Origin of the sequence: Streptococcus mitis, assembly GCF_000960025.1 — a bacterium.
GTDB lineage: Bacteria > Bacillota > Bacilli > Lactobacillales > Streptococcaceae > Streptococcus > Streptococcus mitis_DH.
Genome location: NZ_JYGQ01000001.1, coordinates 1,064,933 through 1,089,748 on the forward strand (window position 1 = coordinate 1,064,933; position 24,816 = coordinate 1,089,748).

At 39.3% G+C, this 24,816-nt stretch carries 26 protein-coding genes and 1 pseudogene; 5 read left to right on the forward strand and 22 right to left on the reverse strand.

The features are described 5' to 3' along the window. From TZ91_RS05515 to typA, 3 genes are all read right to left on the reverse strand, one after another. The gene (locus TZ91_RS05515; RefSeq protein WP_033687221.1) at positions 1 to 2,022 is read right to left on the reverse strand and encodes a bacteriocin-associated integral membrane family protein; all 2,022 of its coding nucleotides are present in this window, start codon (positions 2,020 to 2,022) and stop codon (positions 1 to 3) included. 368 nt (positions 2,023 to 2,390) lie between these two features. Continuing rightward, on the reverse strand, positions 2,391 to 2,645 hold the full coding sequence (locus TZ91_RS05520) for a DUF3165 family protein (protein ID WP_000262675.1): 255 nt from the start codon (positions 2,643 to 2,645) through the stop codon (positions 2,391 to 2,393). Between the two features lie 19 nt (positions 2,646 to 2,664). Further along, the gene (typA, locus tag TZ91_RS05525) at positions 2,665 to 4,506 is read right to left on the reverse strand and encodes a translational GTPase TypA (RefSeq protein WP_000164111.1); all 1,842 of its coding nucleotides are present in this window, start codon (positions 4,504 to 4,506) and stop codon (positions 2,665 to 2,667) included. 161 nt (positions 4,507 to 4,667) lie between these two features. On the opposite strand from typA, the gene TZ91_RS05530 reads away from it, so the two are divergent. Beyond that, positions 4,668 to 5,393 (forward strand): 16S rRNA pseudouridine(516) synthase, encoded by a 726-nt coding sequence (locus TZ91_RS05530; protein ID WP_045597178.1) that lies wholly within the window; start codon positions 4,668 to 4,670, stop codon positions 5,391 to 5,393. A 42-nt stretch (positions 5,394 to 5,435) separates the two neighbouring features. Here TZ91_RS05530 and TZ91_RS05535 read toward each other — a convergent pair whose 3' ends face one another. From TZ91_RS05535 to TZ91_RS05545, 3 genes are all read right to left on the reverse strand, one after another. Beyond that, entirely contained in the window at positions 5,436 to 5,663 is a 228-nt protein-coding gene (locus TZ91_RS05535) for a hypothetical protein (protein WP_000660081.1), read from the reverse strand. A gap of 88 nt (positions 5,664 to 5,751) precedes the next feature. Next, complete coding sequence (locus TZ91_RS05540) at positions 5,752 to 6,132, reverse strand: rhodanese-like domain-containing protein (RefSeq protein ID WP_000259256.1); 381 nt, start codon at positions 6,130 to 6,132, stop codon at positions 5,752 to 5,754. Beyond that, entirely contained in the window at positions 6,132 to 6,401 is a 270-nt protein-coding gene (locus tag TZ91_RS05545) for a YqgQ family protein (RefSeq protein WP_020901947.1), read from the reverse strand. The genes TZ91_RS05540 and TZ91_RS05545 overlap by 1 nt, the downstream gene beginning before the upstream one ends. A 63-nt stretch (positions 6,402 to 6,464) precedes the next feature. On the opposite strand from TZ91_RS05545, the gene TZ91_RS05550 reads away from it, so the two are divergent. Continuing rightward, the gene (locus tag TZ91_RS05550) at positions 6,465 to 7,373 is read left to right on the forward strand and encodes a LysR family transcriptional regulator (protein WP_001222582.1); all 909 of its coding nucleotides are present in this window, start codon (positions 6,465 to 6,467) and stop codon (positions 7,371 to 7,373) included. A 104-nt stretch (positions 7,374 to 7,477) separates the two neighbouring features. On the opposite strand, the gene TZ91_RS05555 is transcribed toward TZ91_RS05550, so the two are convergent. Together TZ91_RS05555 and TZ91_RS10835 are read right to left on the reverse strand one after the other, a co-directional pair. Next, positions 7,478 to 8,674 carry a hypothetical protein gene (locus TZ91_RS05555; RefSeq protein WP_033686610.1) on the reverse strand — a complete coding sequence of 399 codons (1,197 nt, stop codon included), beginning with the start codon at positions 8,672 to 8,674 and terminating at the stop codon, positions 7,478 to 7,480. A 32-nt stretch (positions 8,675 to 8,706) separates the two neighbouring features. Further along, a complete protein-coding gene (locus TZ91_RS10835; protein WP_033686609.1) occupies positions 8,707 to 9,186 on the reverse strand; it encodes a helix-turn-helix domain-containing protein in 480 nt (159 codons plus the stop codon). 387 nt (positions 9,187 to 9,573) lie between these two features. On the opposite strand from TZ91_RS10835, the gene TZ91_RS05565 reads away from it, so the two are divergent. Continuing rightward, positions 9,574 to 10,191 carry a hypothetical protein gene (locus tag TZ91_RS05565; RefSeq protein WP_033686607.1) on the forward strand — a complete coding sequence of 206 codons (618 nt, stop codon included), beginning with the start codon at positions 9,574 to 9,576 and terminating at the stop codon, positions 10,189 to 10,191. A gap of 25 nt (positions 10,192 to 10,216) precedes the next feature. On the opposite strand, the gene TZ91_RS05570 is transcribed toward TZ91_RS05565, so the two are convergent. From TZ91_RS05570 to TZ91_RS05580, 3 genes are all read right to left on the reverse strand, one after another. Beyond that, complete coding sequence (locus TZ91_RS05570; protein ID WP_052690262.1) at positions 10,217 to 10,933, reverse strand: Ltp family lipoprotein; 717 nt, start codon at positions 10,931 to 10,933, stop codon at positions 10,217 to 10,219. Between the two features lie 81 nt (positions 10,934 to 11,014). Further along, entirely contained in the window at positions 11,015 to 11,605 is a 591-nt protein-coding gene (locus tag TZ91_RS10625; RefSeq protein WP_080702834.1) for a hypothetical protein, read from the reverse strand. 25 nt (positions 11,606 to 11,630) lie between these two features. Then, on the reverse strand, positions 11,631 to 12,605 hold the full coding sequence (locus TZ91_RS05580) for a PspC-like choline-binding domain-containing protein (RefSeq protein WP_033686606.1): 975 nt from the start codon (positions 12,603 to 12,605) through the stop codon (positions 11,631 to 11,633). Between the two features lie 386 nt (positions 12,606 to 12,991). Here TZ91_RS05580 and TZ91_RS05585 point away from each other — a divergent pair, with 386 nt between their 5' ends. Continuing rightward, positions 12,992 to 13,897, forward strand: coding sequence for a helix-turn-helix domain-containing protein (locus TZ91_RS05585; protein ID WP_033686605.1), 906 nt, complete (start codon positions 12,992 to 12,994; stop codon positions 13,895 to 13,897). A gap of 37 nt (positions 13,898 to 13,934) precedes the next feature. On the opposite strand, the gene TZ91_RS05590 is transcribed toward TZ91_RS05585, so the two are convergent. Genes TZ91_RS05590 through miaA form a run of 5 tightly spaced genes read right to left on the reverse strand, consistent with a single transcriptional unit; the run spans position 13,935 to position 18,386 of the window. Beyond that, a complete protein-coding gene (locus tag TZ91_RS05590) occupies positions 13,935 to 14,690 on the reverse strand; it encodes an SDR family NAD(P)-dependent oxidoreductase (protein WP_033686604.1) in 756 nt (251 codons plus the stop codon). A gap of 20 nt (positions 14,691 to 14,710) precedes the next feature. Then, positions 14,711 to 15,640, reverse strand: coding sequence for a ribonuclease Z (rnz, locus tag TZ91_RS05595; protein ID WP_004256134.1), 930 nt, complete (start codon positions 15,638 to 15,640; stop codon positions 14,711 to 14,713). 14 nt (positions 15,641 to 15,654) lie between these two features. Continuing rightward, on the reverse strand, positions 15,655 to 16,278 hold the full coding sequence (locus tag TZ91_RS05600; RefSeq protein WP_033686603.1) for a cystathionine beta-lyase: 624 nt from the start codon (positions 16,276 to 16,278) through the stop codon (positions 15,655 to 15,657). Further along, on the reverse strand, positions 16,271 to 17,509 hold the full coding sequence (gene hflX / locus TZ91_RS05605; protein WP_045597184.1) for a GTPase HflX: 1,239 nt from the start codon (positions 17,507 to 17,509) through the stop codon (positions 16,271 to 16,273). Before hflX ends, TZ91_RS05600 begins: the two co-directional genes overlap by 8 nt. Further along, positions 17,502 to 18,386, reverse strand: a complete 885-nt coding sequence (gene miaA / locus TZ91_RS05610; protein WP_033686602.1) for a tRNA (adenosine(37)-N6)-dimethylallyltransferase MiaA — start codon at positions 18,384 to 18,386, stop codon at positions 17,502 to 17,504. The genes hflX and miaA overlap by 8 nt, the downstream gene beginning before the upstream one ends. Positions 18,387 to 18,506: 120 nt before the next feature. Here miaA and TZ91_RS05615 point away from each other — a divergent pair, with 120 nt between their 5' ends. Continuing rightward, positions 18,507 to 18,677, forward strand: coding sequence for a DUF3042 family protein (locus TZ91_RS05615; protein ID WP_001051780.1), 171 nt, complete (start codon positions 18,507 to 18,509; stop codon positions 18,675 to 18,677). 50 nt (positions 18,678 to 18,727) lie between these two features. On the opposite strand, the gene TZ91_RS05620 is transcribed toward TZ91_RS05615, so the two are convergent. From TZ91_RS05620 to TZ91_RS10110, 6 genes and pseudogenes are all read right to left on the reverse strand, one after another. Then, a complete protein-coding gene (locus TZ91_RS05620) occupies positions 18,728 to 19,567 on the reverse strand; it encodes a thymidylate synthase (protein WP_033686601.1) in 840 nt (279 codons plus the stop codon). A gap of 97 nt (positions 19,568 to 19,664) precedes the next feature. After that, positions 19,665 to 20,624 carry an ROK family glucokinase gene (locus TZ91_RS05625; RefSeq protein ID WP_020902451.1) on the reverse strand — a complete coding sequence of 320 codons (960 nt, stop codon included), beginning with the start codon at positions 20,622 to 20,624 and terminating at the stop codon, positions 19,665 to 19,667. 117 nt (positions 20,625 to 20,741) lie between these two features. Next, positions 20,742 to 21,428: pseudogene (locus tag TZ91_RS05630) on the reverse strand (excalibur calcium-binding domain-containing protein); the annotation flags it as partial. Between the two features lie 49 nt (positions 21,429 to 21,477). Next, entirely contained in the window at positions 21,478 to 22,095 is a 618-nt protein-coding gene (locus TZ91_RS05635; RefSeq protein ID WP_033686600.1) for an alpha/beta fold hydrolase, read from the reverse strand. Next, positions 22,096 to 23,817: an aminodeoxychorismate synthase component I gene (gene pabB, locus TZ91_RS05640; protein WP_033686599.1), complete on the reverse strand. Its 1,722-nt coding sequence runs from the start codon at positions 23,815 to 23,817 to the stop codon at positions 22,096 to 22,098. A gap of 184 nt (positions 23,818 to 24,001) precedes the next feature. Next, positions 24,002 to 24,816, reverse strand: an 815-nt coding sequence (locus TZ91_RS10110; RefSeq protein WP_080929551.1) for a DUF1542 domain-containing protein, incomplete at its 5' end; no start/stop codon positions are given.

A 24,816-nucleotide genomic window follows, 5' to 3' on the forward strand; every position in this document is an offset into this window, starting at 1 on the left:
CTATTTTCCTTTCATAATTGTCATAGAAACACGAGATTCTTTATTAGCTTGACGGTAAAGCGTCAAAACTGCGCTAGCTAGAAAGACTAATAAAGTGAGCAAGCCAATCACCAAGTCTCGACTGCTTAAAATAAAGAGACTAGCACCAAATATAAAACTGGCAAATTGGCTAACCATATACTGAGCATGTGTTTCAAAAAATCGTAAACCTGAAATTCGTTTAATCAAGATATCTCGACGGAATTGCTCGAAATATAGAAGATTGACAGAATAAAAGAGTAACAAGGAACTAGCTATCCCAACAATAGCTCCTAAGATTAAAGTTGCTGTTTCAGTTTGAACTTCATTATAACGAGTTAGATAAACACTTCTTCCTTCTTTAAGATAGGATACTTGCTCATAAATTCCTGCATTTTTCAAGAGTTTAATCCCATCTTCATATCCTTTGACAAAGATATTCTTACCAGCATTGATAGACCAACTAGATTTGGAAATGATACTATCACCTGTAGATGTTGGAGTAAATACAACTAAAATCGGATCAGTTAAGTACTGGATGGATACTGGGCTTTCACCGTTATTATAAATAAATCGCTTTTCTCCAGTTGGAAGATAGCTAACAATCGCTCTCATTTCATACTCTAAAGGAGCACTTGCCTCCTCACCAGATTTTCCATAATAACTCAATCTTTCTTCAAAAACTTTCTTAAGTTCTGCTTCTCTAGAGCGCAAATGTTCTGGTAATAAGAGTCCAAATTCCCCTTTTTGAAGATGGGCTAGTTTTTGTCTAGTCTCACCATTTACAGATACATTTTCCTTGTCCAAATAACTTGGACTGACATAGAGAACATTAGCATCTGGACTATAGGTATCCAGTGTCTCTCCGTTTTTATTTTTTCCTTGAGGATTTGCAAAATGAATGAGATTATCTTTTACAAATAGAGCCTGTTCTTCTTCGATTGCTTCCTTGGCAAAGGCATACCACTTATTCTGATTTTCTGTATCTTTTACTCTATCACCTAAGCCAAAGAAAATCTGGTAATAGTCTGCTCTGTCCTGCCATCCTTGTTTTGAAATTTCAAGTTCTTTCAATCGTTGGTAAGACGTCAAACCTGTCTTAACAGCGTAGCCTACTGTAAAAACAGCTACTAACTGACACAATAGGGTTAAAGCCATCAGGCGTTTAAGGGGTAATCTTCCCTTAATAACGGGAACTAATGCTTTATAACTCAAACTCATTAGATAAAGGAGCATTAGTAAAATTGAAATCCCCAATAAAAACAAAAGATAGAAACTAATCCCCAAACCATAGGTGGCTAACAAGATAGGATAAAACAAACCTTGACTAAAAAGAACGACTCCCCCACCTAGGAAGGAAAGGAGGGCTGATAGAAGGAGCCATTTGATATCAGTAGATAAAGAATGCCCCATGATGGATAAGAGAGTCTGACCAGAAAAGAGTTTTATACCTGCAGCTCTCATTTCCTTAATCCGAGTGATAATCACTAGAGCAAAGAAAGATAAGCCAAATATTGCTAAACTAATTAAAATAAGGGGAATTAGTAACATTCTAAAAGCAAGAGAATAGGGCGGTGTCTTTCGGTCAGGAATTGCTTTATAACCCAAATCTCCTAATTTATCGGCAAGCTTTTCTTTCGTCAAGGAGCCTGACAAAAGGAGATAACTATTTAGCGGATCACTACGTTCACGACTTTCTTGGCTAGCTTCTTGGAATTCTTTTGGTAAAGTTCCCTGACCATAAGTTGCATAAGTAAAGTGAGTCGTCCCATCCTTACTCGGCTCTACGATTCTTCTAGCTATTAAACTCTGTTCTGAGTTTACAAACTTCTCTAATTCCTTTTCAAATACCTCACGCGTCGGTTCCTGAGTATCTTTTTTGACACGAAGTAAGGAAACGGAATCATAGCTTGCAAATAAATATTGTGGCGCACGTAAGACAATAATCCAAGCAAGGAAGAAGCTGAGAAAAAAAGTTGATAATAATATGAATAGTTTCTTCATAGTAGACTCCTTATATAAGAGAATAACCCTATAGAACAAAGATTTTATGTTTTATCAATTCTTAGAATTATTTTCCTAGTTTAATCCATTACACCCTAAGCACCAAGATAACAAATTTAATCCTTCCTCATTTTGAAAACGATTTCTTATAACTTAAGTATATCACTTTCTATATAATCTATCAACATATTTTACTAAGATATCATTAGTAATGAAGTTTTACAACTTCCTAAAAAATAGATGACATTAGCGGATTTTATTCCAGTTTTCGCCTTCATGCTTTACAAGCAAAAGAGATGATGTTATAGTAAAAGGTAATTCAAACTATTGTAAAATTTCTACAAAAAAAGAGAGTCGAAACTCTCTTTTTATCTTCTTTTACTTTTACTAACCGACATGAGGGTAATATCTCGCAAGCTAAAGTATGCTAGGAAGAGCATGGCGATTGCGATAAAGAATTCTGTCGGTAGCTGAAAGATTTGCAGAACTGACAACATCAGCAAAATCAAGAGTGCTACAAAAGCAAAGACGACAAGGACGATATTGACTGTCCCTTTAATGCTTTGTGGTGTCGCAAATACATAGAGTAGTAATAAGAGGAGTCCTATGATTAAATAAACCATCTTTATCTCTTTCTAGCTCTTATTCAGCTGATTTTTTCTTCTTGTTAGCTTTCTCACGCTCTGCTTTGTTAAGGATTTGTTTACGCAAACGGATAGACTCAGGCGTTACTTCCATGTACTCATCGTCGTTCAAGAACTCAAGAGACTCTTCAAGTGTCAAGATACGAGGAGTCTTGATAACAGCTGTTTGGTCCTTAGTAGCTGAACGAACGTTGGTCATTTGTTTGGCCTTAGTGATGTTAACTGTCAAGTCATTTTCACGAGAGTTTTCACCGATGATCATTCCTTCATAAACCTCAGTACCTGGGTTGACAAAGATCGTACCACGCTCTTCGATAGACATGATTGAGTAAGTTGTAGCCTTACCAGCATCGATAGAAACAAGGGCACCACGGTGACGACCACCAATTTCACCTGGAATCAATGGCAAGTATTGGTCGAAGGTATGGTTCATGATACCGTAACCACGAGTCATTGACAAGAACTCAGTTGAGTATCCAATCAAACCACGCGCTGGAACAAGGAAGACCAAACGAGTTTGACCATTACCAGTTGAAATCATATCCAACATTTCACCCTTACGTTCAGAAAGGCTTTGGATAACAGACCCTTGGTATTCTTCTGGAGTGTCGATTTGTACACGCTCAAATGGCTCACATTTAACACCGTCGATTTCTTTTACGATAACTTCTGGACGAGATACTTGAAGTTCATATCCTTCACGACGCATTGTTTCGATAAGGATTGACAAGTGCAATTCTCCACGTCCTGAAACAGTCCATTTATCTGGTGAATCAGTTGGGTCAACACGAAGGGAAACGTCTGTTTGCAATTCTGCCTGCAAGCGTTCTTCCACCTTACGAGAAGTCACCCATTTACCTTCTTTACCAGCAAATGGTGAGTTGTTGACCAAGAAAGTCATTTGAAGAGTTGGCTCATCGATGTGTAGGATTGGAAGAGCTTCAACTGCGTCTGTCGGAGTAATAGTTTCACCGACAAAGATATCTTCCATACCTGAAACGGCAATCAAGTCACCTGCTTTGGCTTCTTGGATTTCACGACGTTCCAAACCAAAGAAACCGAAGAGTTTTGTAACACGGAAGTTTTTAGTTGTGCCGTCAAGTTTAGAAAGGGTAACTTGGTCCCCAACCTTAACAGTACCACGGAAGACACGACCGATACCGATACGTCCAACGAAGTCGTTGTAGTCCAAAAGTGACACTTGGAACTGCAAAGGCTCATCTGAGTTGTCTACTGGAGCTGGAATATGGTCGATAATCGTGTCAAAGATTGGCGCCATAGTCGCTTCTTGGTCAGCTGGATCATCTGACAATGAAGAAGTTCCGTTGATCGCTGAAGCATAGACCACTGGGAAGTCAAGCTGGTCATCATCTGCACCAAGCTCGATGAAAAGTTCCAAGACTTCGTCCACTACTTCTGCTGGGCGAGCTGATGGTTTATCGATTTTGTTAACAACCACGATTGGGACAAGGTCTTGTTCCAAAGCTTTTTTCAATACGAAACGAGTCTGTGGCATTGTTCCTTCGTAGGCATCTACGACCAAGACAACACCGTCAACCATTTTCATGATACGCTCAACTTCTCCACCGAAGTCCGCGTGTCCTGGTGTGTCCATGATGTTGATACGAGTTCCGTTGTAGGCAACGGCTGTATTTTTAGCAAGGATGGTAATTCCACGCTCTTTCTCGATATCGTTCGAGTCCATAGCACGCTCAGCCAATTCAGTACGTGCATCAAGCGTTTCTGATTGTTTCAATAATTCGTCAACGAGGGTTGTTTTACCGTGGTCAACGTGGGCGATAATCGCAATGTTACGGATATCTTCTCTTAATTTTGTCATGATTTCCTCTATAATATTCAAAATTTATTTTCTAACTGAACGATTATACCATAATTTCAAGTAAATAACATAACTCAAGCAAGTGTAAATGTTTTCACTCTGCTTTTCTTTTCACGTCAAGCCTTTTCAAAGCAAGCTACTTATGATAAGATAGGCACAGTATGCGTTTAGATAATTTATTAGCCCAAGAAAAAATCAGCCGAAAGGCCATGAAACAAGCCTTACTCAGAGGAGAAATTCTAGTCGATGGTTGCCCTGCCCGCTCCCTAGCCCAAAATATCGATACAGGTCTACAAGAACTCCTTTTTCAAGGACAAATCGTTCAAGGCTATGAGCACACCTACCTTATGCTTCATAAACCTGCTGGTGTCGTTACAGCCAATAAAGACAGGGAACTTCCAACCATCATGGACCTCCTTCCGCCTGACATCCAGTCTGACAAGCTCTATGCTATCGGCCGACTAGACCGAGATACGACTGGCCTCCTCCTCTTGACCGATAACGGTCCCTTGGGATTTCAGCTCCTCCATCCCCAATATCATGTCGATAAGACTTATCAAGTTGAGGTTAATGGACTTCTAACACCTGACCATAACCAAACCTTTCAAAAGGGAATTGTCTTTTTAGATGGTACTGTCTGTAAACCTGCAAGACTAGAAATTCTATCTGCTAGTTCTTCCCTCAGTCGAGCCTCCATCACCATTTCAGAAGGAAAATTTCATCAGGTTAAGAAAATGTTCCTCTCGGTTGGTGTCAAGGTGACCTCACTCAAACGAATTCAGTTCGGTGAGTTTACATTAGACCCAGAACTAGCAGAAGGTCAATACCGTCCCTTGAACCAAGAGGAATTGAAAATCATTAAAAACTACTTAGAGAAAAGTGGATAAAACAAAAAAGCTTTCAAATAAAGCTTTTTTGTTTTACACTACTTAATTCATAAAAAGAATCAATCCTAAAACCCAATTAATTACGGAAACTACAATCCCTACAATAGCTATAATTTTTTCTGTTTTATAGTCTAGTCCAGATTCTTTTTGAAGTGAGTTAGCATACAATAAACTGGTAATACCTAAACCAATACCTCCCAACGGAAATAACAAACCAAGAATAATCGACAAGATACCCACAAAAAGTGGATTTTTCTTCTTTTCTTTCATGTTCTAAGAACTCCTTAAATTTTATACAAATTAATTATACTATGAAACAATAGCTTCATCCTATCATTCGACTAATTTGGAAATAAGATTAGCTAGTCTTCACTTTCCCTTTCCAAGAATCCAAGCCATAAGAAAGGATATAAATCTCAGAAAAGCCTTGTTTTTTCAAGTAAAGAGCTGCATTTGTAACTCGTTGCGCACGTTGGTTTTCGTAGAGAAGGACAGGTTTGTCTTTACGCAGGGCTGCAAGACTAGTCTTCAACTGACTTGAAGGAATATTGCGGGCACCAAGGATATGTTTTCTGTGGAATTCTGCTGGATCACGCAAATCAATCAATTGACCTGTACGAATCAAGGCTTCAAATTCCTCATTGTCCACAATTTTAGCCGCACGGCGAATACGAAGATAGTTAAAGCCCATCCATGCCAACATTGCCAGTATAAGTGCCCACAAAATCCAAGTAACCATTAGTTCTTTTCTCCATTTTTCTCAATATAATCCAATTCTACCTTGTGCTCTCTGCGAAGAACCGCTTCTGCTTCTAGATAATCCAGTTTGTCCATCAACCCTGCATCGTAAATCCGAGAGAGTTCCAACTTCATCAGTTCAATATCATATAAGCGTTTTCCCATATAAACAATAATACCAAATCGTTTGAGGAATTGCTGCACATCATAGAATGTTTTCATAAGACTCATTCTAGCAAAATTTTGTGTTTTTTTCAAGAAGAGAATCACACAATGCCCCTGATTTTCCTATCTTCTTTGGCGATTCTGACGCAAGTGTGGTACAATAAAAACATGAGAATTCAACAATTACATTATATTATCAAAATCGTCGAAACTGGCTCCATGAATGAGGCAGCCAAGCAACTCTTTATCACCCAACCAAGTCTTTCCAATGCTGTGAGAGATTTGGAAAATGAAATGGGGATTGAAATCTTTATCCGCAATCCAAAGGGTATCACCTTGACCCGTGATGGGATGGAGTTCCTCTCTTATGCCCGTCAAGTTGTCGAGCAAACCCAGCTTCTGGAAGAACGCTATAAAAATCCTGTCGCCCACCGCGAACTCTTTAGCGTCTCCTCCCAGCACTATGCCTTTGTAGTCAATGCCTTTGTCTCTCTGCTCAAGAAAAGCGATATGGAGAAATATGAGCTCTTTCTTCGTGAAACTCGTACTTGGGAAATTATCGACGACGTCAAGAACTTCCGTAGTGAGGTCGGTGTCCTATTTTTTAACAGCTACAACCGTGATGTTTTAACCAAAATGCTGGATGACAACCACCTGCTGGCTCATCATCTCTTTACAGCTCAGCCCCATATCTTTGTCAGCAAGACCAACCCTCTGGCAAAGAAAGACAAGGTCAAACTGTCTGATTTGGAGAACTTCCCTTACCTCAGCTATGATCAAGGAACTCATAACTCCTTCTACTTTTCAGAAGAGATTCTCTCGCAGGAATACCACAAAAAATCTATCGTAGTCAGCGACCGTGCTACCCTCTTTAATCTCTTGATTGGTTTGGATGGTTATACCATTGCGACAGGTATTTTGAACAGCAACCTCAACGGAGACAATATCGTTTCTATCCCACTGGATATTGATGATCCAATTGAGCTGGTCTATATCCAGCATGAAAAAACCAGCCTGTCTAAGATGGGCGAACGCTTTATCGACTATCTACTAGAAGAAGTCCAGTTTGATAGTTGAGAATCACTCTAAATCGAATAACTTAAAAACCTCAAGAACTAGCTTTCAACCCTAGTTCTTGAGGTTTTTTCTCCAGTAGCAAATCAAAAGTTTTTTAAAAAATCTTATTTTTTAAACCAAAATATAGAGAGTATTAAAACGAGGACAAGTCCAGCTCCCACAACCAGTCCAAATACTGGAATATTTTCAAATAACGTTTGCTCTGGCTGTGTCTTCTCACTACTGTCTTGAGTTGATTCTGCCACTGTGTCGCCTTGTTTCGCTACTTCTTGTTCTGCTTTTTTCTCAATTTTCTTAGGACCATAAGTTGGATTTACAAAAGTTACTAGCTTGGAAGGTTTAGAATAGTCTTCCTCCCCTTCTTTTACTACCCACAATACATTATATAAAGTTCGCCCTTCTAGTACCATACCATGTTCGAGTCTATGACCAGAAGGCAAACCTCCACCTAAACCGACACTAAAAGCAAACTCTTGATCCTCCTGATTATCTTTTAAGACAATAAATCCGTTCTCACTCACTTTTTTAAGACGGGATAATTTCCCTCTAATATCTCCATCTTTAAAAGTTCCAGTATAGCTACCATCATCTCCTAAAATAAGTGATGAAGCTCTACCAGGTTTAGTACCATTATTTGGCTCTTTATTAATCCAAATACCTACTAACTCAGATGGCAAAGGAATTTCATCTCCAATTTTGGCATCGACAAGGGACTTGGGCATGGGAGGATTAGGATCCATATTATCTCCAATGATTGGGAGATTTAGAGAAGTATATTCAATAGTTGAGGTATCTATTTTTATTTTAGAATCAAGGTTTAATTCATCTAAGTCACCTTCTCCTGCTCTAAATTCACCTTTTTTAATTAACGTTGGCTCCTTATTTTCTTTAGAAAGTTGGAACAATCTATATGATACAATTCCTGGAGAACTTTCGAATACCATAATACTGCCATCTGTATAGGTATTAATAACTGTCCCCATTCTAAAGCTTGTATCCCAAAATCTATCAAATAATGGAGTGGGAGTATTACCATTCATATAGTATACTTCAAACAGTTCCCATTTTTCACCATTAGTAAGACCAATTAATAATTCATCAGTCCCATTTCTATCAATGTCTTTCAAAGCGTAACCAAGTCTATTAGCATTATTTTCAAATAGATGTTTGCTCTCCCACTTCTCGGTAATTTGTGGCAATAGTTGATTGTAGTCAGTACTGTCAGCTTGGGCTGAATTCACAAGTGAAAATAAGCTGTAAAACAAACCCAAACAGGTAATTATTTTTATAATTTTCTTCATATTATTTCTAATTTTAATTTCACCTATATAAATTAATAAATATTATTTTGATGGTAATGATTATGTGTGTGATAATGATTTTCTTGAACACGTAAATTTCTCAAATAATCAACTGCTTCTTCTGTATTTCTACGGATTCCGTCTAACTGCTGTAATTGTAAAGTTTGAACATAATTGTTGTATCTTAATGCTTGAAGCATTTTCTTTGTATCAATATATTGTTCCCTTTGTAACTGTAGCATTTCTTTCTGATAGTTCAACTGTAATTCTTTATATTTTGTATCATCATATAAATTTACTAGTTCTTTCATATTATCAGCTTTGAAATTTTCTAAAGCTCCTATGACAATTAACAATTTAGCAAAGTTTTCAAGTGATATTCCTTTGTCTCCTTTTTCAAATTGACTTAGGAACTGTGGTGATACAATATCTGAGGCAGCTTCCTTTAGGCTGAGCCCTCGTGCTTCACGCAGGTACTTAAATGTAGCTCCAAATGGGTATAGATTTTCCATAAATAATCTCCTTACATACTTCTAAAACTATTAGACAAAAATTTAGAAAAAAAATAGAGAAAAGAAAACTATAGTTACAAAATATTAGAATTCTATGCTATTTTTGGATTTTTTAAAAAACATTTAAACTATAGTTTAAATGTTGAAAAATTTAAATATCTATTATGGTATGATAGGAGAAAGAATAGATAAAAAAGTGAGCTTGTTATACTAGTATAACGAGGATTGACTTACCACACAGTCCTATTCTATCAGTCATCAAAGGAGAAAATGACATGGGAAAAACTTGAATGCTAGACACTAAAAAAGTATCTTATTTACTTTTAAGCTTATAAGACAATTATCATAAATTTTTTTGAAAAATAGAAATATATAAGGAGTTTTATTATGAAAAACAGAAATGGATTGTTGTTATTAGGTGCACTACTTGCTAGCGCTATTTTAGTAGCTTGTTCATCGTCTATGGATACAAAAGGAAAAGGTATCGCTCAGTTAATGAACGACAATCAAGAGAGAGTTTTCTATAGTGTGAGTGATTCTAATGATGATGGATTACCTGGAAAAGATGAAAGAATAAACTACGTCTATATCACAAAAGGCGGAAAACTGAAAGGTTACGAAATAGGCGGAGGGACTGTTGGTGCAGCCGTAGAGCTTCATATGGATGAAGTTGTAGGCAAAAACATCAATGAAGTTAGAAAATTAGCTGAAGAAAGATCAAAAAGCAGTTTTGAAATCGATAAAGTTAAAGCTAAGGCGATAACAGATGGATCAGGGAATAACACTACAAAAGAAGAGATAAAAATGTCTGTTTACGAAAACAAACCAGATTATATTACTTACGTATCTCTAACTAGTGGACAAATTCGTGATAAATACTATGCTGGATATATTAGATTCTCTGGCAGTCTTGTTTCTTCTGGAGATTTACTCATTACCGAAGTTTCTAAAGGAAATACAATAGGCTTTGATAAAGTAGATGGTGAAATTGTGAAAGAGAAATAATAAAAAAGAGGTCGCCACCTCTTTTTTATTTTTTCAAGTTGTCTATTGCATACTTTACCTCTTCAGGCTTAAATTGGTCACCTTGGAGATAATCTCTGGTGTTGGAAATTGCAAATTCTGGTTCTCGCTCAGTTTGTATATACTCTTTAGCTCTTTCTAGCGCCACTTCCTTCCAATCGATACCAGCATTTTCTACTGCGTATTTTGCCTCTTCAGGTGTAAATCGATTTTCGCTTTGTAACTCACCCATGGTTTTAAAACTTGATAAACGGTTATTTTTAGCGTAATCTTTAGCTTTTTCTATTGCAGCTTTTTTCCAATCAACATCTACATTATCAATAGCATAGTTGACTTGGTCGTCATGAAATCCATCTTCGTAGCGTAACTTTTGGGAAATAAATGTTCTTGAAACGAGAGGAGTTTTAGCATACTCTTTAGCTTTTTCCAATGCATTTTGTTTCCAATCAATATCCACGTTAGAAAGTGCGTATTTTACAGCCTCTTCAGAAAAATCTTCTTCCAACAATTTTTTTTCCATAGCATTGTAAGAAAGGTTAAGACTTTTATCATACGATTTAGCTTTGTCTAACGCTTCTTTTTTTTCTTTTTCTTTGTTTTTTTCAACTTGTGCAGTTTTGGTTTCTGTGTTTTCAGATTTTGAGGTACAGGCAACTACAGTAGTCGCAAGAAAAACAATCAGTCCTACTAAACTAGCTAGAGTTATTAATTTTTTAAATTTCATTTGATACTCTCCCTATATACAATATACAATTTCTTACCCCAGTAACTTTTAGGGTACTGAGGTAAGCTTTGAATGTGTTGTCTATTTTACTCGGTTAAAGGTTTGATCTGGCTCTTGAAGATAGAGTTCTTTATCTTTTAACATATATTTTGTTTTTCCTAAATCTCTTCCTTTATCGTCTGTGATTGTCAATTCTTTCTTTTGTTTATTAATTTTCACTAATCTTTTTTCTTTGTCTCCGTCTGAATCTTCAGAGGTGACGGTTCCAGCATTTCCTTTAATCACCATGACTAAATGATCACGTCTTGTTAAAATTTCATAAGTTCCATCTAAGGGATCACTGGTTAATTTGCGAATTCCAAAGAACAGAACAAGAAAGATAGCTAGGCTTATCCCGATAGATTGTAGAGGTTTTGTTTCAAATAGTTTTTTAATCTTTTCAATGAGACCATTCATATCTAGATTTTCAATTTGTTGTCCAGCTTTTTCTACAAAAATTGACGCCTCTTTTTTGAGTGCTTCTACTTTATCAGGCTTCTCTGTAACTACTTCATTAATTGATTCTTCCATTCTTTCCGTAGTCTCATCGACTTTTTCTACGGTCACTTCTTCAGTATCTTCGACTTTTTCTACGATTATCTCTTCATTCATTTGGTTTTCATGTTTTTCCATTATTTTCTTCCAGTTCAAAAAAGTTTTATTTTACCCACTTACCTGAGCCATCTACTTTGTAGCCATCTGGGGTCCGTTCGTTGACTGCCATCTTACCATTTGACTTGAGATAGTAGTCACCTATCCATGTATTACGAGCATAGCTACCCTCAGAAGTTAGGTAATAATAAGATTGGTAGCTGCTATCATAGACCCACTCGCTCTTAGCCATCTTACCATTTGATTTGAGGTAATAGCTACCTACCCAAGTACTACGAGCATAGCTTCCTTCTGATGTTAGGTAATAGTATGAACTATAGTTTTTATCATAAATCCACTCACTCTTAGCCATGTAACCACCTGATTTGAGGTAGTAATTGCCTGACCAAGCATTCTGAACATAGTTACCTGACGCATTTAGGTAGAAGTAAGAATTGTACTGAACATCAAAAATCCATTGATTCACTACTTTAACACCAGCTTTGTAGTATGAGTTACCTGACCAACCAGTCTGAGCTGAGTTAGAACTAGTAGATTGTTTTGGTGTTTCAGTAGCTTTAGGTGTCTCTGAATTTGTTATGGGTACATATCCGTGATTTGATACTTTAAATACTTCTGACCGACCAAAATATCGTTTCCCAAAGTCTTTTTCACTATAAACATCAATATGATATCTTCCATCTTCAGCATATAGTAACCAAACATGGGATTGACTTCTAGTTTGATCCCCAAAACTATTAAAGTTATAACTAGCTACAATAGCCCCTGTATCTTCATTAACTAAATCATAATACAAAGATGGATTATCAGTAGAAGAATTTCTTTGAATATCTACCAACACACTTCCTGAATAAAACGGGTTCCCAGTAGTGGGTATCAAGGTGATTTTCAAGGGATTCTGAGTATCCTTGACACTCATATCTGTTAAGGCATGAACCGTTGTCGGTTTAGAGGCTACATAACCTATTGACAATAAAGCTCCGGCTAGTAAAGAAGAGGCCAACATTTTTCTGTTTCTCATAACAAAACTCCTTATATATTTCTATTTTTCTAAAAATTTATGATAATTGTCTTATAACCTTAAAAATAACTATGATATTTTTCTAGTATCGAGCATTTAAGTTCTTCTCATGGCTTTTTCTCCTTTGATGGCTGATAGAATAGGATTGAGTGGTAAGTCAATCCTTGTTATACTAGTATAACAAGCTCACTTTATTTCCTGTCCTTTTCCTTATCATACCATAATAGATATTTAAATTTTGCGTCATTTAAACTATAGTTTCAATCTTGTTCATAAAAACAAAAAATAGCATAGAATTCTAATATTTTGTAACTATAGTTTTCTTTCTCCATTTTTTTCTCTAAATTTTTGTATAATAGTCTTAGAAGTATGTAAGGAGATGATTTATGGAAAACCTATATCCATTTGGAACTACATTTAAGTACCTGCGTGAAGCACGAGGCCTCAGCCTAAAGGAAGCCGCCTCAGATATCGTATCACCACAGTTCCTAAGTCAATTTGAAAAAGGAGAAAAAGGAATTTCACTTGAAAACTTTGCCAAACTGTTAATTGTTATCGGAGTTGAATGGAATGATTTTGTTATTGCCTATGCAAATAAAGGTGGAGATTGTTTAGAATTACCTGCTATTGAATTTGGCAAACATGTGGTCCATGAAGAAGATATCCTCACTTACATTGAAGAATACGAAAAATTATTTGATGTCTATCTAAAAGACAATCCACTTCAAGCAGAGATGATTTTCAAATCTATCAAATTAAGACACTATCCAACCATAGCAAAGAGTCCAGAAACTGTTGCCAGGATTCAAAACATTATCAATCATTTAATGAAATCGGATGTCTTTAATAGTATCGAACTTGAAATTTATCGTGTTATCGTCAATCATTGTCCGATGGAACTCATTGACCATATGACCAAACAATTACTACTTATGTACAAAGAAAGTGCAAATACTGACACCTACATCCGTATCTTAAATGCTCTTACTTTCTCTGCAAAATATTTCTCTGAACTGGGTTACTATCAAAAGGCTGATGATATTATTAAAAAAATTAAATCACTTCAGACCTTCGAACGAGGCTATCTGGCTATTCCCCTCATGTTTTTAGAAGTTGAACATGTTTACAATCAATTTAGATGGAATAAACCTGAGGCTATTCCTTTAGCGAAAAATCTATTTAATTATCTTCAAAGCGCAAAATTTATTGATCAGCAATACTACTCTAATTTTATCAACGCCTTCACTTATCATTGCCACGCATTAAATAAGACTGGTATTGATTTGTTCTAATCGTAAAAAAGTTGCTCCATTTTAGGAACAACTTTTTTTATTTATAATTAAAAGTTTCCCCTGCCAACTTATCAGCTAGCTTGGGAAAGAGAGTATAAAACTTATGGGCTAGGTTCAACAAAATCGGGAGATTAAGTTCTCGTTTCTTTTTTCCTATAATCTTGACAATCTTTTTAGCCACTGCATCTGGCTCTAGCAGGAAACGGTCAACAGATTTGAGATAGCTTCCATCTGGGTCGGCTTGGTCAAAAAATCCTGTACGGATTGGTCCTGGATTGACCGTCGTTACATAAACACCGTAGGACATGAGTTCTAGGCGCAGAGCATTTGAAAAACCAATGGCCGCAAACTTGGTCGCTGAGTAGAGACTAGACTTGCCAGTAGCGATCAAACCTGCCATGCTGACGATATTGATGATATGGCCTTTTCGACTTTCCTTCATTCGAGCCGCAAGGCGACGAGACAGATTCATTAGGGCAAAGGTATTGACCTCAAACATCTGGTGAATATCTTGGTTGGAAATCTGGTCAAATTCCTCAAAGATCCCGTAACCAGCGTTGTTTATCAAGACATCAATCTTGCCATAACGGAGATAGAGGTCTGCTACCAGAGTTTCTAAGGCTGAATCATCGGTAATATCGATTTCAATCAATTCTGCATGGGGATGGTTTCCGTAGAGTTGGGCTAATTTTTCCTTATTTCGACCAAGCAAGATGAGTTGGTCATTTGGCAGGAGTTTGACCATTTCTTGGGCTAGGCCACCGCTAGCTCCGGTAATGAGAATAGTAGGCATACTGTTCCTTTCTGTGACTGCTAGATTTCCACTTCTTCCAAATCTTTGACCACATGGACATTTTCAAAGACACTAGCAGCGTCTTTTTTGAGCTTGCTGATATCTTTTGAGAGGAAACGGGCACTAATATGGTTGAGCAAGAGGCGTTTAGCACCTGCTTCTACCGCTACTTGCGCAGCTTGCATGTTAGTAGAGTGGCCATGGTTACGAGCAATTTTTTCATCACCCTTGCCATAAGTCGATTCATGAACAAGGACATCGGCATTGACAGCCAGACGCACACTGGCATCCGTTTTTCGAGTGTCTCCTAAAATAGTGATAATCTTACCTGGACGTGGAGCTGAGATATAGTCTGATGCCTTGATTTCAGTTCCGTCTTCCAAAACAACATCCTGGCCGTTTTTGATTTTCCCAAAAAGTGGGCCAAATGGGACGCCAGCAGCCTTGAGCTTTTCAGCATCTAGCGTTCCTTCCAAGTCCTTTTGAATGACACGATAGCCAACACAGAAAATAGTATGATCCAGCTCCTCTGCATACACCGTAAATTTATCGGTCTCAAGGATTTTTCCTAGAGAATCTTGGTCAAACTCATGAAAATGAATACGGTAAGGCAGGCGCGAACCTGACACACGAAGACTGGTTAAGACAAAGGACTTGATCCCTTGCGGTCCATAGATTTCCAAATCTGTCTGCTCTTCATTGGCCTGAAAGGCACGACTAGAAAGGAAACCTGGCAAGCCAAAAATGTGGTCTCCATGCAGGTGGGTGATAAAGATTTTGCTGACCTTACGTGGTCGAATTGTGGTTTCCAGAATGCGATTTTGCGTACCTTCTCCACAGTCAAAGAGCCAGACTTCGTTAATCTCGTCCAAGAGTTTCAGGGCGAGACTTGAAACGTTGCGGGCTTTAGAGGGCTGACCAGCCCCCGTTCCTAAAAATTGAATATCCATTCGATACTTTCTAATTAATCAATATATAACATGGCTGTGCGGTTTTCCGATCGGAAATAGCGCTTGCCAGAAAAAGCTGTAGCTTCTTGTAATAACTCCTCTTGACTGTAACCTTTAAGACGCTTGCGACCATCAGCCAAGCTTTCCAAATCAGTCAAAGCTGTGAGACTCTCCATGCTAACAACTTGCTCGTCTCCGACAGCCTTCATGTAAATCTTGCCAGACTCCTCAAAGACCAGTTGATGGGGGAAAATTTGCGCAATTTCAAAGAGCAAGTCTTCTGAAATAACCTCTTCATTTTCAGAGAAAATCCGCCCCAGCCCCTCACTCTCATAACAAAATCCAAAGGATTTTCCAGATAGGTTAAGACGAATAAAGGGTTTGCTTTCTTCAGTGAAACTTGGCTCAGTATTGTAGAGGTTCAGTTCCTGACTGAGTTCCGCAAAATAATCCGTCGCTGCTTCAGGACTCTTTTTCTGGTAGAGTTCTGCAAAGTAAGCATTAACCACGCTAGGCGGAGGAGTGATCAGTGCCAACTGCTCTTGCTCTGCTTTACCAGCTAGAAGTTGATCCAGATAGACCTTATCCAGACTTGTATAGCCCCCATATTTTAGAGCTAAGGTTTTAATATCAGTCATAAAATTCTTCTAACCTCCATTTGTTTTTCTCAGAAATATAGCCTCTAATGACTTCCCCATCATCTTGATAATCACGTTCTTCCAGAATCGCAACACTTTCTAAATCATGAATCTTGTAGGACTTTGAAAAAGGCACGCGCAGGGTAAAAGATTCAAAAATATCCTTGATTTTCTCTAAAAATAGTGCCTGCAAATTCTCACGACTATCCTCAGACTTGGCAGAAATGAGGGCATAAGGCGTTTGGGTAGGCGTAAAATCCTCCACCAAATCTGCTTTATTATAAAGGGTCAGGCGAGGAATATCCTCCATGTACAGGTCTTTCATGATGGACAGAACTGTTTTTTCATGCTCCTCATGGTAAGGATTGCTGGCATCGATAACATGAACCAGAAGGTCCACATGCTTGCTTTCTTCTAAGGTTGACTTAAAACTGGACACCAACTCTGTCGGCAAATCTTGGATAAAGCCCACGGTATCTGTCAAAGTTACTTGGAGATTCCCCCCCAGATGGATACTCTTAGTCGTCGCATCTAGAGTCGCAAATAGCTCATCTGCCTCATACTGGGTCTTACTGGTCAAGGTGTTCATGATGGTTGATTTCCCAGCATTGGTATAACCAATCAAACCAATCTTAAAGGTGCTAGACTCCAGACGTTTTTCTCGAACTGTCGCCCGATTTTTCTCAACCACCTTGAGCTGACGCTCGATATCCGTGATTTGGTTGCGAACACTACGACGGTTCAACTCCAACTGGCTTTCACCTGGACCACGGGAACCAATTCCCCCTGCCTGACGACTAAGCATAATCCCCTGACCAACCAAGCGAGGCAAGAGATATTTTAACTGAGCCAAATGCACTTGGAGTTTCCCTTCATGACTTCGGGCTCGCATGGCAAAGATATCCAAAATCAACTGCATACGATCAATGACCTTGACACCCAGAACTTCCTCCAGATTGACATTTTGCCGTGGAGTTAAACGGTTGTTGACAATGACAGTAGTAATTTCTTCTGCATCCACCATGAGCGCAATTTCTTCTAGCTTACCAGAGCCGACGAAGGTCTTGGAATCATATTTTTCACGTTTTTGCCTGTAACTATCGACTACGACGGCACCAGCTGTCTTAGCTAGACTGGCCAATTCTTCCATGGAGAGGTCAAAATTGTCCATGCCCTGCAATTCTACACCAATGAGCAGAACCCGTTCCTCTTTTTTCTCCGTTTCAATCATCTAAAAACTCCTCTATCTGGCTTAAAATGCGGTCTTGCACACCAGCTTCTCCAATCTGATAAAAGGTGACCTGCATACGATTACGGAACCAGGTCAACTGACGCTTGGCAAAACGGCGGGTCGCCTGTTTGAGACTCTCACTAGCTTCCTCCAAAGTCTGCTCCCCACGAAAATACGGAAAGAGTTCCTTGTAGCCAATGCCCTTGGCTGCCTGCACATCTGGATAATGGTCAAAGAGCCACTTAGCCTCATCCAAAAGCCCAGCCTCAAACATCAAATCCACTCGATGATTGATTCGTTCATATAATTGACTGCGTTCATCATCCAAGCAGATAATCAATGGTTCATACAAGGTCTCTTTATTTTCCAAATCCTGACCAAAATGGGCAATTTCCAAGGCACGCATCGCACGACGACGATTAAACTGGGGAATCTCAAGGTCTGCTTGCTCCACCAAATGGGCTAATTCCTCATCTGAATATGGCTCCAAACTAGCTCGATAAGCTAAAATCTCCTCATGAGGAGTCTCACCACCTAGGTGGTAGCCTTCAAGCAAGCTCTGGATATAAAGCCCAGTCCCACCAGCAATAATAGCTAGCTTGCCACGGCTTTGAATATCCTCAATAGCCTTCTTAGCTTCTGAAACAAAATCAAAAGCCGAGTAAGACTCGGTTACCTCTCTAACATCGATTAAATGATGAGGAACAGCTGCCTGCTCTTCTGGACTAGCCTTAGCCGTCCCTATATCCAGACCTCGATAGACTTGCTGGCTATCTCCACTAACCACTTCGCCATTAAAACGCTTTGCAACTTCGATGGCAAGGGCTGTTTTTCCAACTGCAGTCGGTCCAACAATCACAATTATTTTTGTTTTCATCTTTTTTCCTTGAAAAATTCCCATTTTTTCGTTACTATTATTATAACACAAAAAGGTCAGTCAGAAAAATGTGACCTCTTGAGGGGGCTGGCTGATTAAGAAGATAAAGGAGGAAGACTCATGGCTAAAGGATTCGCTAAAGGTCTTGTAACAGGTGTCGCAGGAACTGTCGCTGCAGTCGCAGGTGCAGTATACGCATTTAAAAAGAAAGTGATCGAACCAGAAGAGCAAAAAGCAGCTTTCATCGAAGAAAACCGTAAAAAAGCAGCTCGTCGCCGCGTATCACGTTAAGAAACAAAAGAAGTTGGGATTTATTTTCTCAACTTCTTTTTTCTATTCTTTTAAATAGCTAGGTCAAACTTCAACTGTGGCTTGACAGGGTCATAATCCACCAACTCAAAGTCCTCTGCTTTAATATCAAAAAAATTGGTCTTATCTGGCACATTCAAGACCAAACGTGGTTGGCAGTTTGATGGCTCACGACGGAGCAATTCCTGAGCTTGTTCAAATTGATTGTCATAGATATGGAGATTGTTGATGAAGTAGAAGAACTTCCCAACCTTCCAGCCGAAATGCTTGGCAATCATCATTTGAAGAGCCACGTACTGCATAGCATTGATGTGGTGGGCCACCAACATGTCATTCGAACGCTGGGTCAAGGTCGCATCCAGATAGATTTCTCCATCTACACGGCGGACATCAAACATGGTCTGAAAGGCGCATGGGAGTAGTCCTTCTGTTTCTTCGAAAGCTTGGTAATCCCAGAGCGAAATGATATTGCGACGGTTCCAAGGGTTGACTTCCAACTGCTTGAGAAGCTTATTGATAATGTCGTGTTTCTTAACAACAGCACCATAGCGCTCACCAATGGTTCCCGTATTTCCCACTTCCCAGTCATTCCAGTAGTGAACATTGTACTTGTCATTGAGAACTTCTAGGCTATTAGACTGGTCTTGGTAGATCCAGAGAACTTCTTTGATAGCTGATTTGATTGCAATGGGACGCAAGGTTGTAATGGGGAATTCCCCCTTGGCCAAGTCATACTCTGCAAAGGCACCCGTTACGTACTTAGAGTTGGCAACTGTCCCATCCTTGTACTTGGGACGTGCTTGCTCTGAGAAAACACCTTCCTTTAGAATGCGTTCAATATTCTCTTTAAAAATCGTATCTGATTTTGTCATTTACTCTCACCTCATTTATTTCCTAACTAGTATAGCATAAAAAAAGAAAGGAGGAAAATCACTCGCTTCTGGAAAGCAATTTTCTCCTTTTTCTATTTTATTGCAATACAAGTGATGCTGCTCCGATAACTCCAGCGTCATTTCCTAGAGTTGCAAGAGCTAGTTTAGTAGTTGTGCGTACTTGTGGGAAGGTATTTTCATCGTAGACTTTTTGAACACCTTGTAGAAGGAATTCTCCCGCAGCTGATACACCACCACCGATAACGATTGTTGATGGGTTTAGGATTGAGCCAATGTTAGCACAAGCGATTCCCAAGTAACGTGAGAAGTTACGGTAAACGATCAAAGCAAGATCGTCTCCTTCTTTTGCCAAATCAAAGACAGTCTTAGCGGTTACTTCTTCTCCATTATCAATCAAGCGTTTCAAGGCTGCATCGCCTTCGTATTCATCGGCATAGCGACGAGTCAAGTTGACAATCCCTGTTGCTGAAGCAACTGTCTCAAGGCAACCTTTCTTACCGCAAGTACATGCGATTGGTTGATCAAAGTCAACAGTGATATGACCAAGCTCACCTGCTGCACCAGCAACACCGTGAAGCAATTTGCCTTCAGCGACGATACCGCCACCAACACCAGTACCGAGTGTCATAAATACAACATCTGGTTGGTTATCACCAGCCCCCATCCAACGCTCACCAAGAGCAGCTACGTTGGCATCATTATCGATGAAGAATGGAATACCCAAGGCCTTTTCAATCTTCTCTTTAATTGGTTGAAGGGTTTTCCAGTTGAGGTTGTAGGCACCGATAACAGTCCCTTTTTCACGGTCAACCACACCTGGTGATCCCATCCCAATTCCTTGGAAGTCCGCTGCTGCCAATCCAAGCAAGTCCAAACGATGCTGAATAGACTCAATCATATCATCTACGATATGACTTCCCTCATCCAAAATATTAGTCTTGATAGACCATTTTTCTTGGATTTCTCCTGCTGTTGTTAAGATTGCAAATTTGATAGAAGTTCCACCAAGGTCAATCCCAATAATCTTTTGACTCATCATATTCTCCTTTTTTATTATGAATTAATTGAAAATGCTTACAGATATAGTATAACAAAATTCACTCATTTATGCAAAGGTTTGCATTAACTTTCTAGATTTTATCCTTACTTATGGTTTCCAGAGACCTGAAGCATCTACATAATAACGGCCTCCATCAACTCGCTCATTTTTAGCCATTTGACCATCTGATTTCAAATAGTAGTTTCCTTGCCATGCATTGCGAGCATAAGAACCATCTGATTTCAAGTAATACCAGGCTTGGTAAGAAGAGTCATAAACCCACTCACCTTGTGCCATTTTACCGTTTGATTTAAGGTAATAAGCTCCTTGCCATGCATTTTTTGCATAAGAACCATCTGATTTCAAATAATACCAAGCTTGATAAGAAGAGTCATGAATCCATTCGCTCTGTGCCATTTGACCATCAGCTTTCAGGTAATAGCTTCCCTGCCAAGCATTTTTCACTGGATTTCCATTTCCGTCAAAATAATACCAAGCGCCGTCCTGCTTAACCCAACCACTTGCTGTGGATGAAGTTGTATCGGTTTGAGTTGTAGCCGCTTGTTTTGCTTTAAAAGCACCCTTAGGAGCATTTTTCAATTCGCAAGCCACACCATCATGATCGCGGTCTAACTTGGCAGAATAACCAGGCTCTCCCTCGTGAATATCCGAGTATCCATTCGCCCAAGCTTCCTTACAGCTAGAAAAATGAATGTTTTCTTCTGCTAACACAGGTTGTGAAAACAAGGCTAAGACTGGCAAGGTAGCCAGACTCATTTTTAAAAATAGACGTTTATTCATTTCGTTCTCCTATAACGATGTTATCGATTTCACTATTATTTTATCAAACTTATTTCAGCAATTCAAGGAAACTTCTGGTTATTTCTGCAAACTCTTTTGGTTTAGCTCTATTCAGAATCTGAGGGCCGTCAGGGATAATCTGAAACTGAGAATTTGGCATCAGTTCTTGAATAGTTTTCATTGAACTGAGATTCGGTTTATCTTTGCTGCCACAAATTAGTAAGGTTGGATAAGAACAAGTTCTTGATATATCAGTTAAATCAAATGTCTTCAATTCCTCAGAAATTCCGACCATAAGAGCTTTGTCTGCTCCCTGTTTTTCAAATACTCTTTTGGGGAGTAGTTTAAATATCAGCAACTGAATGTAAAAAAGGATATTACCGGACAATTTAAGCGGGCATCCTGATAGAACCAAAGCTCGGAAATTTGGTAAATCGTAACTGGAAAGTTCTAGTGCCAGAGCAGCACCTAAGGATAATCCAACCAAAATAAAAGGTTCTGTCTCTTGAGCTAGATGCTGATAAACTCGCTCTTTAGCTTGTTGATAGTTGCTAACTCCAGAAGGAAATAACTCAATAGCCTCAGAAGGATAATCTGTCAGTAGATTCCGAACTTCTTTCCAACTCTCTGCTGACTGCCCTAACCCGTGTAAAAATATCAGTTTCATCTAGTTCTCCTCAAGGCTTAACGCATACAAGCCTCTCACTGCATTACAGCCGTAAATAGCTTCTGCTTGGACTAAATCTGCCAAGGTCAAGACTTGCTCTTCTATCTGTCCTGTTTCCAGCAAATGCTGACGATAAATTCCTGGCAATATTCCCAGTCGGATAGGTGACGTGTAAAGTTTCCCAGCGATTTTCAAAACTAAATTTCCGATAGAGGTTTCAAGAAGTTCTCCTGACTTATTGTAGTAAATCTTCTCTTGCTCCCCTAGACTCAAATGCGGTCGGTGAGTCGTTTTAAAGTAGGTAAAAGCTTGTTGCAAATTGGCTTCCTGAAGACAGAGTTGGGCCTGACAAAAACTTGGACTGAGGGGTGTTAATACTTGGCGATCGACTTCTATCTCTCCAGACTTGCTGAGAGAAATACGCAAACGGTAATCTTGATTATCATCACAAGCCTGACACTCTTCTTCTATCTTTTGTTTCAAGTCTTCTAAATCAAAAGAAAAAGCAAAATACCGACTAGCTGTTCTCAATCTTTCCAAATGCTGATCTTCAAACAACAAGTTCTTCTGGCTGATTTTTCCAGTTGTAATTAATTGGAAGCGAGCTTGTTTACGATAGAGAACTGCTGCCTTTTGATGAACCTCGCGGTATTCAGACTCCCAAGTGCTATCCCATGTAATGCCTCCGCCAACTCCATAGATGGCTTTCCCTTGATGCAGTTGAATGGTCCGAATGGCAACATTGAAAATTCGGCACCCATTTGGAATCAGGAGACCAATCGTTCCACAGTAGACTCCACGCGGTTGTGGCTCCAAGTCCTTTATAATTTCCATAGTCGCAATTTTCGGAGCTCCTGTTATGGAACCGCAAGGAAAGAGAGAACGGAATATTTCTACAAGGTCAACATCCTCTCGCAACCGACTCTTGATGGTCGAAGTCATCTGCCAGACAGTCGAATACTGCTCCACTTGACACAAACGCTCCACATGCTCACTTCCCACTTCTGAAATACGGTTCATATCATTGCGCAAGAGGTCCACAATCATCATATTTTCAGAGCGATTTTTGGGATCCTGTTCCAACCAACTGGCCTGCTCCAAGTCTTCTTGGGCGGTCATGCCACGCTGAGTCGTTCCCTTCATTGGTCGCGTTGTCAACTCGTGGCCATTTTGCTCAAAAAAGAGCTCTGGGCTCATGGAAATCACTGCCATCTCGTCATGTTCAACATAGGCATTGTAGCCTGCCTCCTGCTCTACCACCATACGATTGTAGATGGCAAAAGGATTGGCAGACAACTCCTGCTTGAGTTGGACGGTGTAGTTGACCTGATAGGTGTCTCCTTGCCGCAAATAATGATGTATCTGTGCAATCGCCTTTTCATAATCCTCTGCAGACGTTACTTCCTGCCAGTTTGAAGGCAAATCAACCTCATCATAAGTCAGAGGAATAGGAGAAGTTTCTACGCTGTCATGAACTGTAAAATATAGCAGGTACTCTCCCAGTAAAGGAGCTTTATGAACTGCTAATTTCTCCTCAAAAGCAGGTGCAGCCTCGTAGCTGACATAGCCCACCACATAGTAGCCTTGCTCTTGGTAGCTTTCCACTTGTGCCAGCAAATCTGCCACTTTTGCTAAATCTCTCGTTTTTAATTCTTTTATAGGCTGGGTAAAGGTGTATCTCTCCCCCAAAGCCCTAAAATCAATCACTGTTTTTCTATGCATACCTTAAGTATAGCACAAAATAAGAAAACCCTCATCCGCAAAGCAGATGAGATTGTCTTTAGTCCCGTCACGTATCTTCTGATTAGAGAAAAAACTCTCCTAGTAACTATTTTGCTCTAGGAGAGTTTTAAGAATAATATTATCCACTTAGTCTCAAAAAAGGAGTTGCGACCTTTAGAAATCGTTATTGATTTTCTAATTTATCTTCTTCATCTTCTTTTCGACGACGAGCAATAAGACCAAAACCAAGTATTGCACTAGCTGCTGCTGCAACCATTGCCGTTATGGATTCTGTTGTGCCTGTATTTGGCAATTCTCTAGCCACTACACGCTGATTAGTAGCTACTTGCTGATTCTCATTTTCAAGTTGTGAGATAGGAAATGCTACACTATCTTTCACTTTAGCTTTGGCTTCATCAGTTTTCAATACTTGGTCTATTGCTTGTTTTTCCTGTGGTTTTTCTTTAGAAGTTGGATTAGCTGAGTTTACATGAACTCCAGCACTTGCTCCAACTGCCGGTCTAATTTGTGCGATCGGATTGACTGAGTTCACTTCTTCAATACCAGTTGACTTAGATTGGTCGACTTCTGAGTTGGTTGTGGCATTATCGATGGCTGCTTTTACTGCATCAGCTTTCGCTTTCGCGTCTTCCTTAGCTTGGGCTTTCTCTTCAGCAGTCAAATCGTTATTGGCATCAATCGCATCATTCTTAGCTTTCAATGCGTCATCGATGACTTGTTTTGCAGCCGGTTTAGCTGTTGGCGTTGGAGTTACCGAATCTACTGATGTCACTCCTGCGTTTTTAGCTTGAGTTACTGCATCGTTTGTTGTCGCGTTGTCAATTGCTTGCTTAGCTGCATCAGCTTTCGCTTTCGCGTCTTCCTTAGCTTGGGCTTTCTCTTCAGCAGTCAAATCGTTATTGGCATCAATCGCATCATTCTTAGCTTTCAATGCGTCATCGATGACTTGTTTTGCAGCCGGTTTAGCTGTTGGCGTTG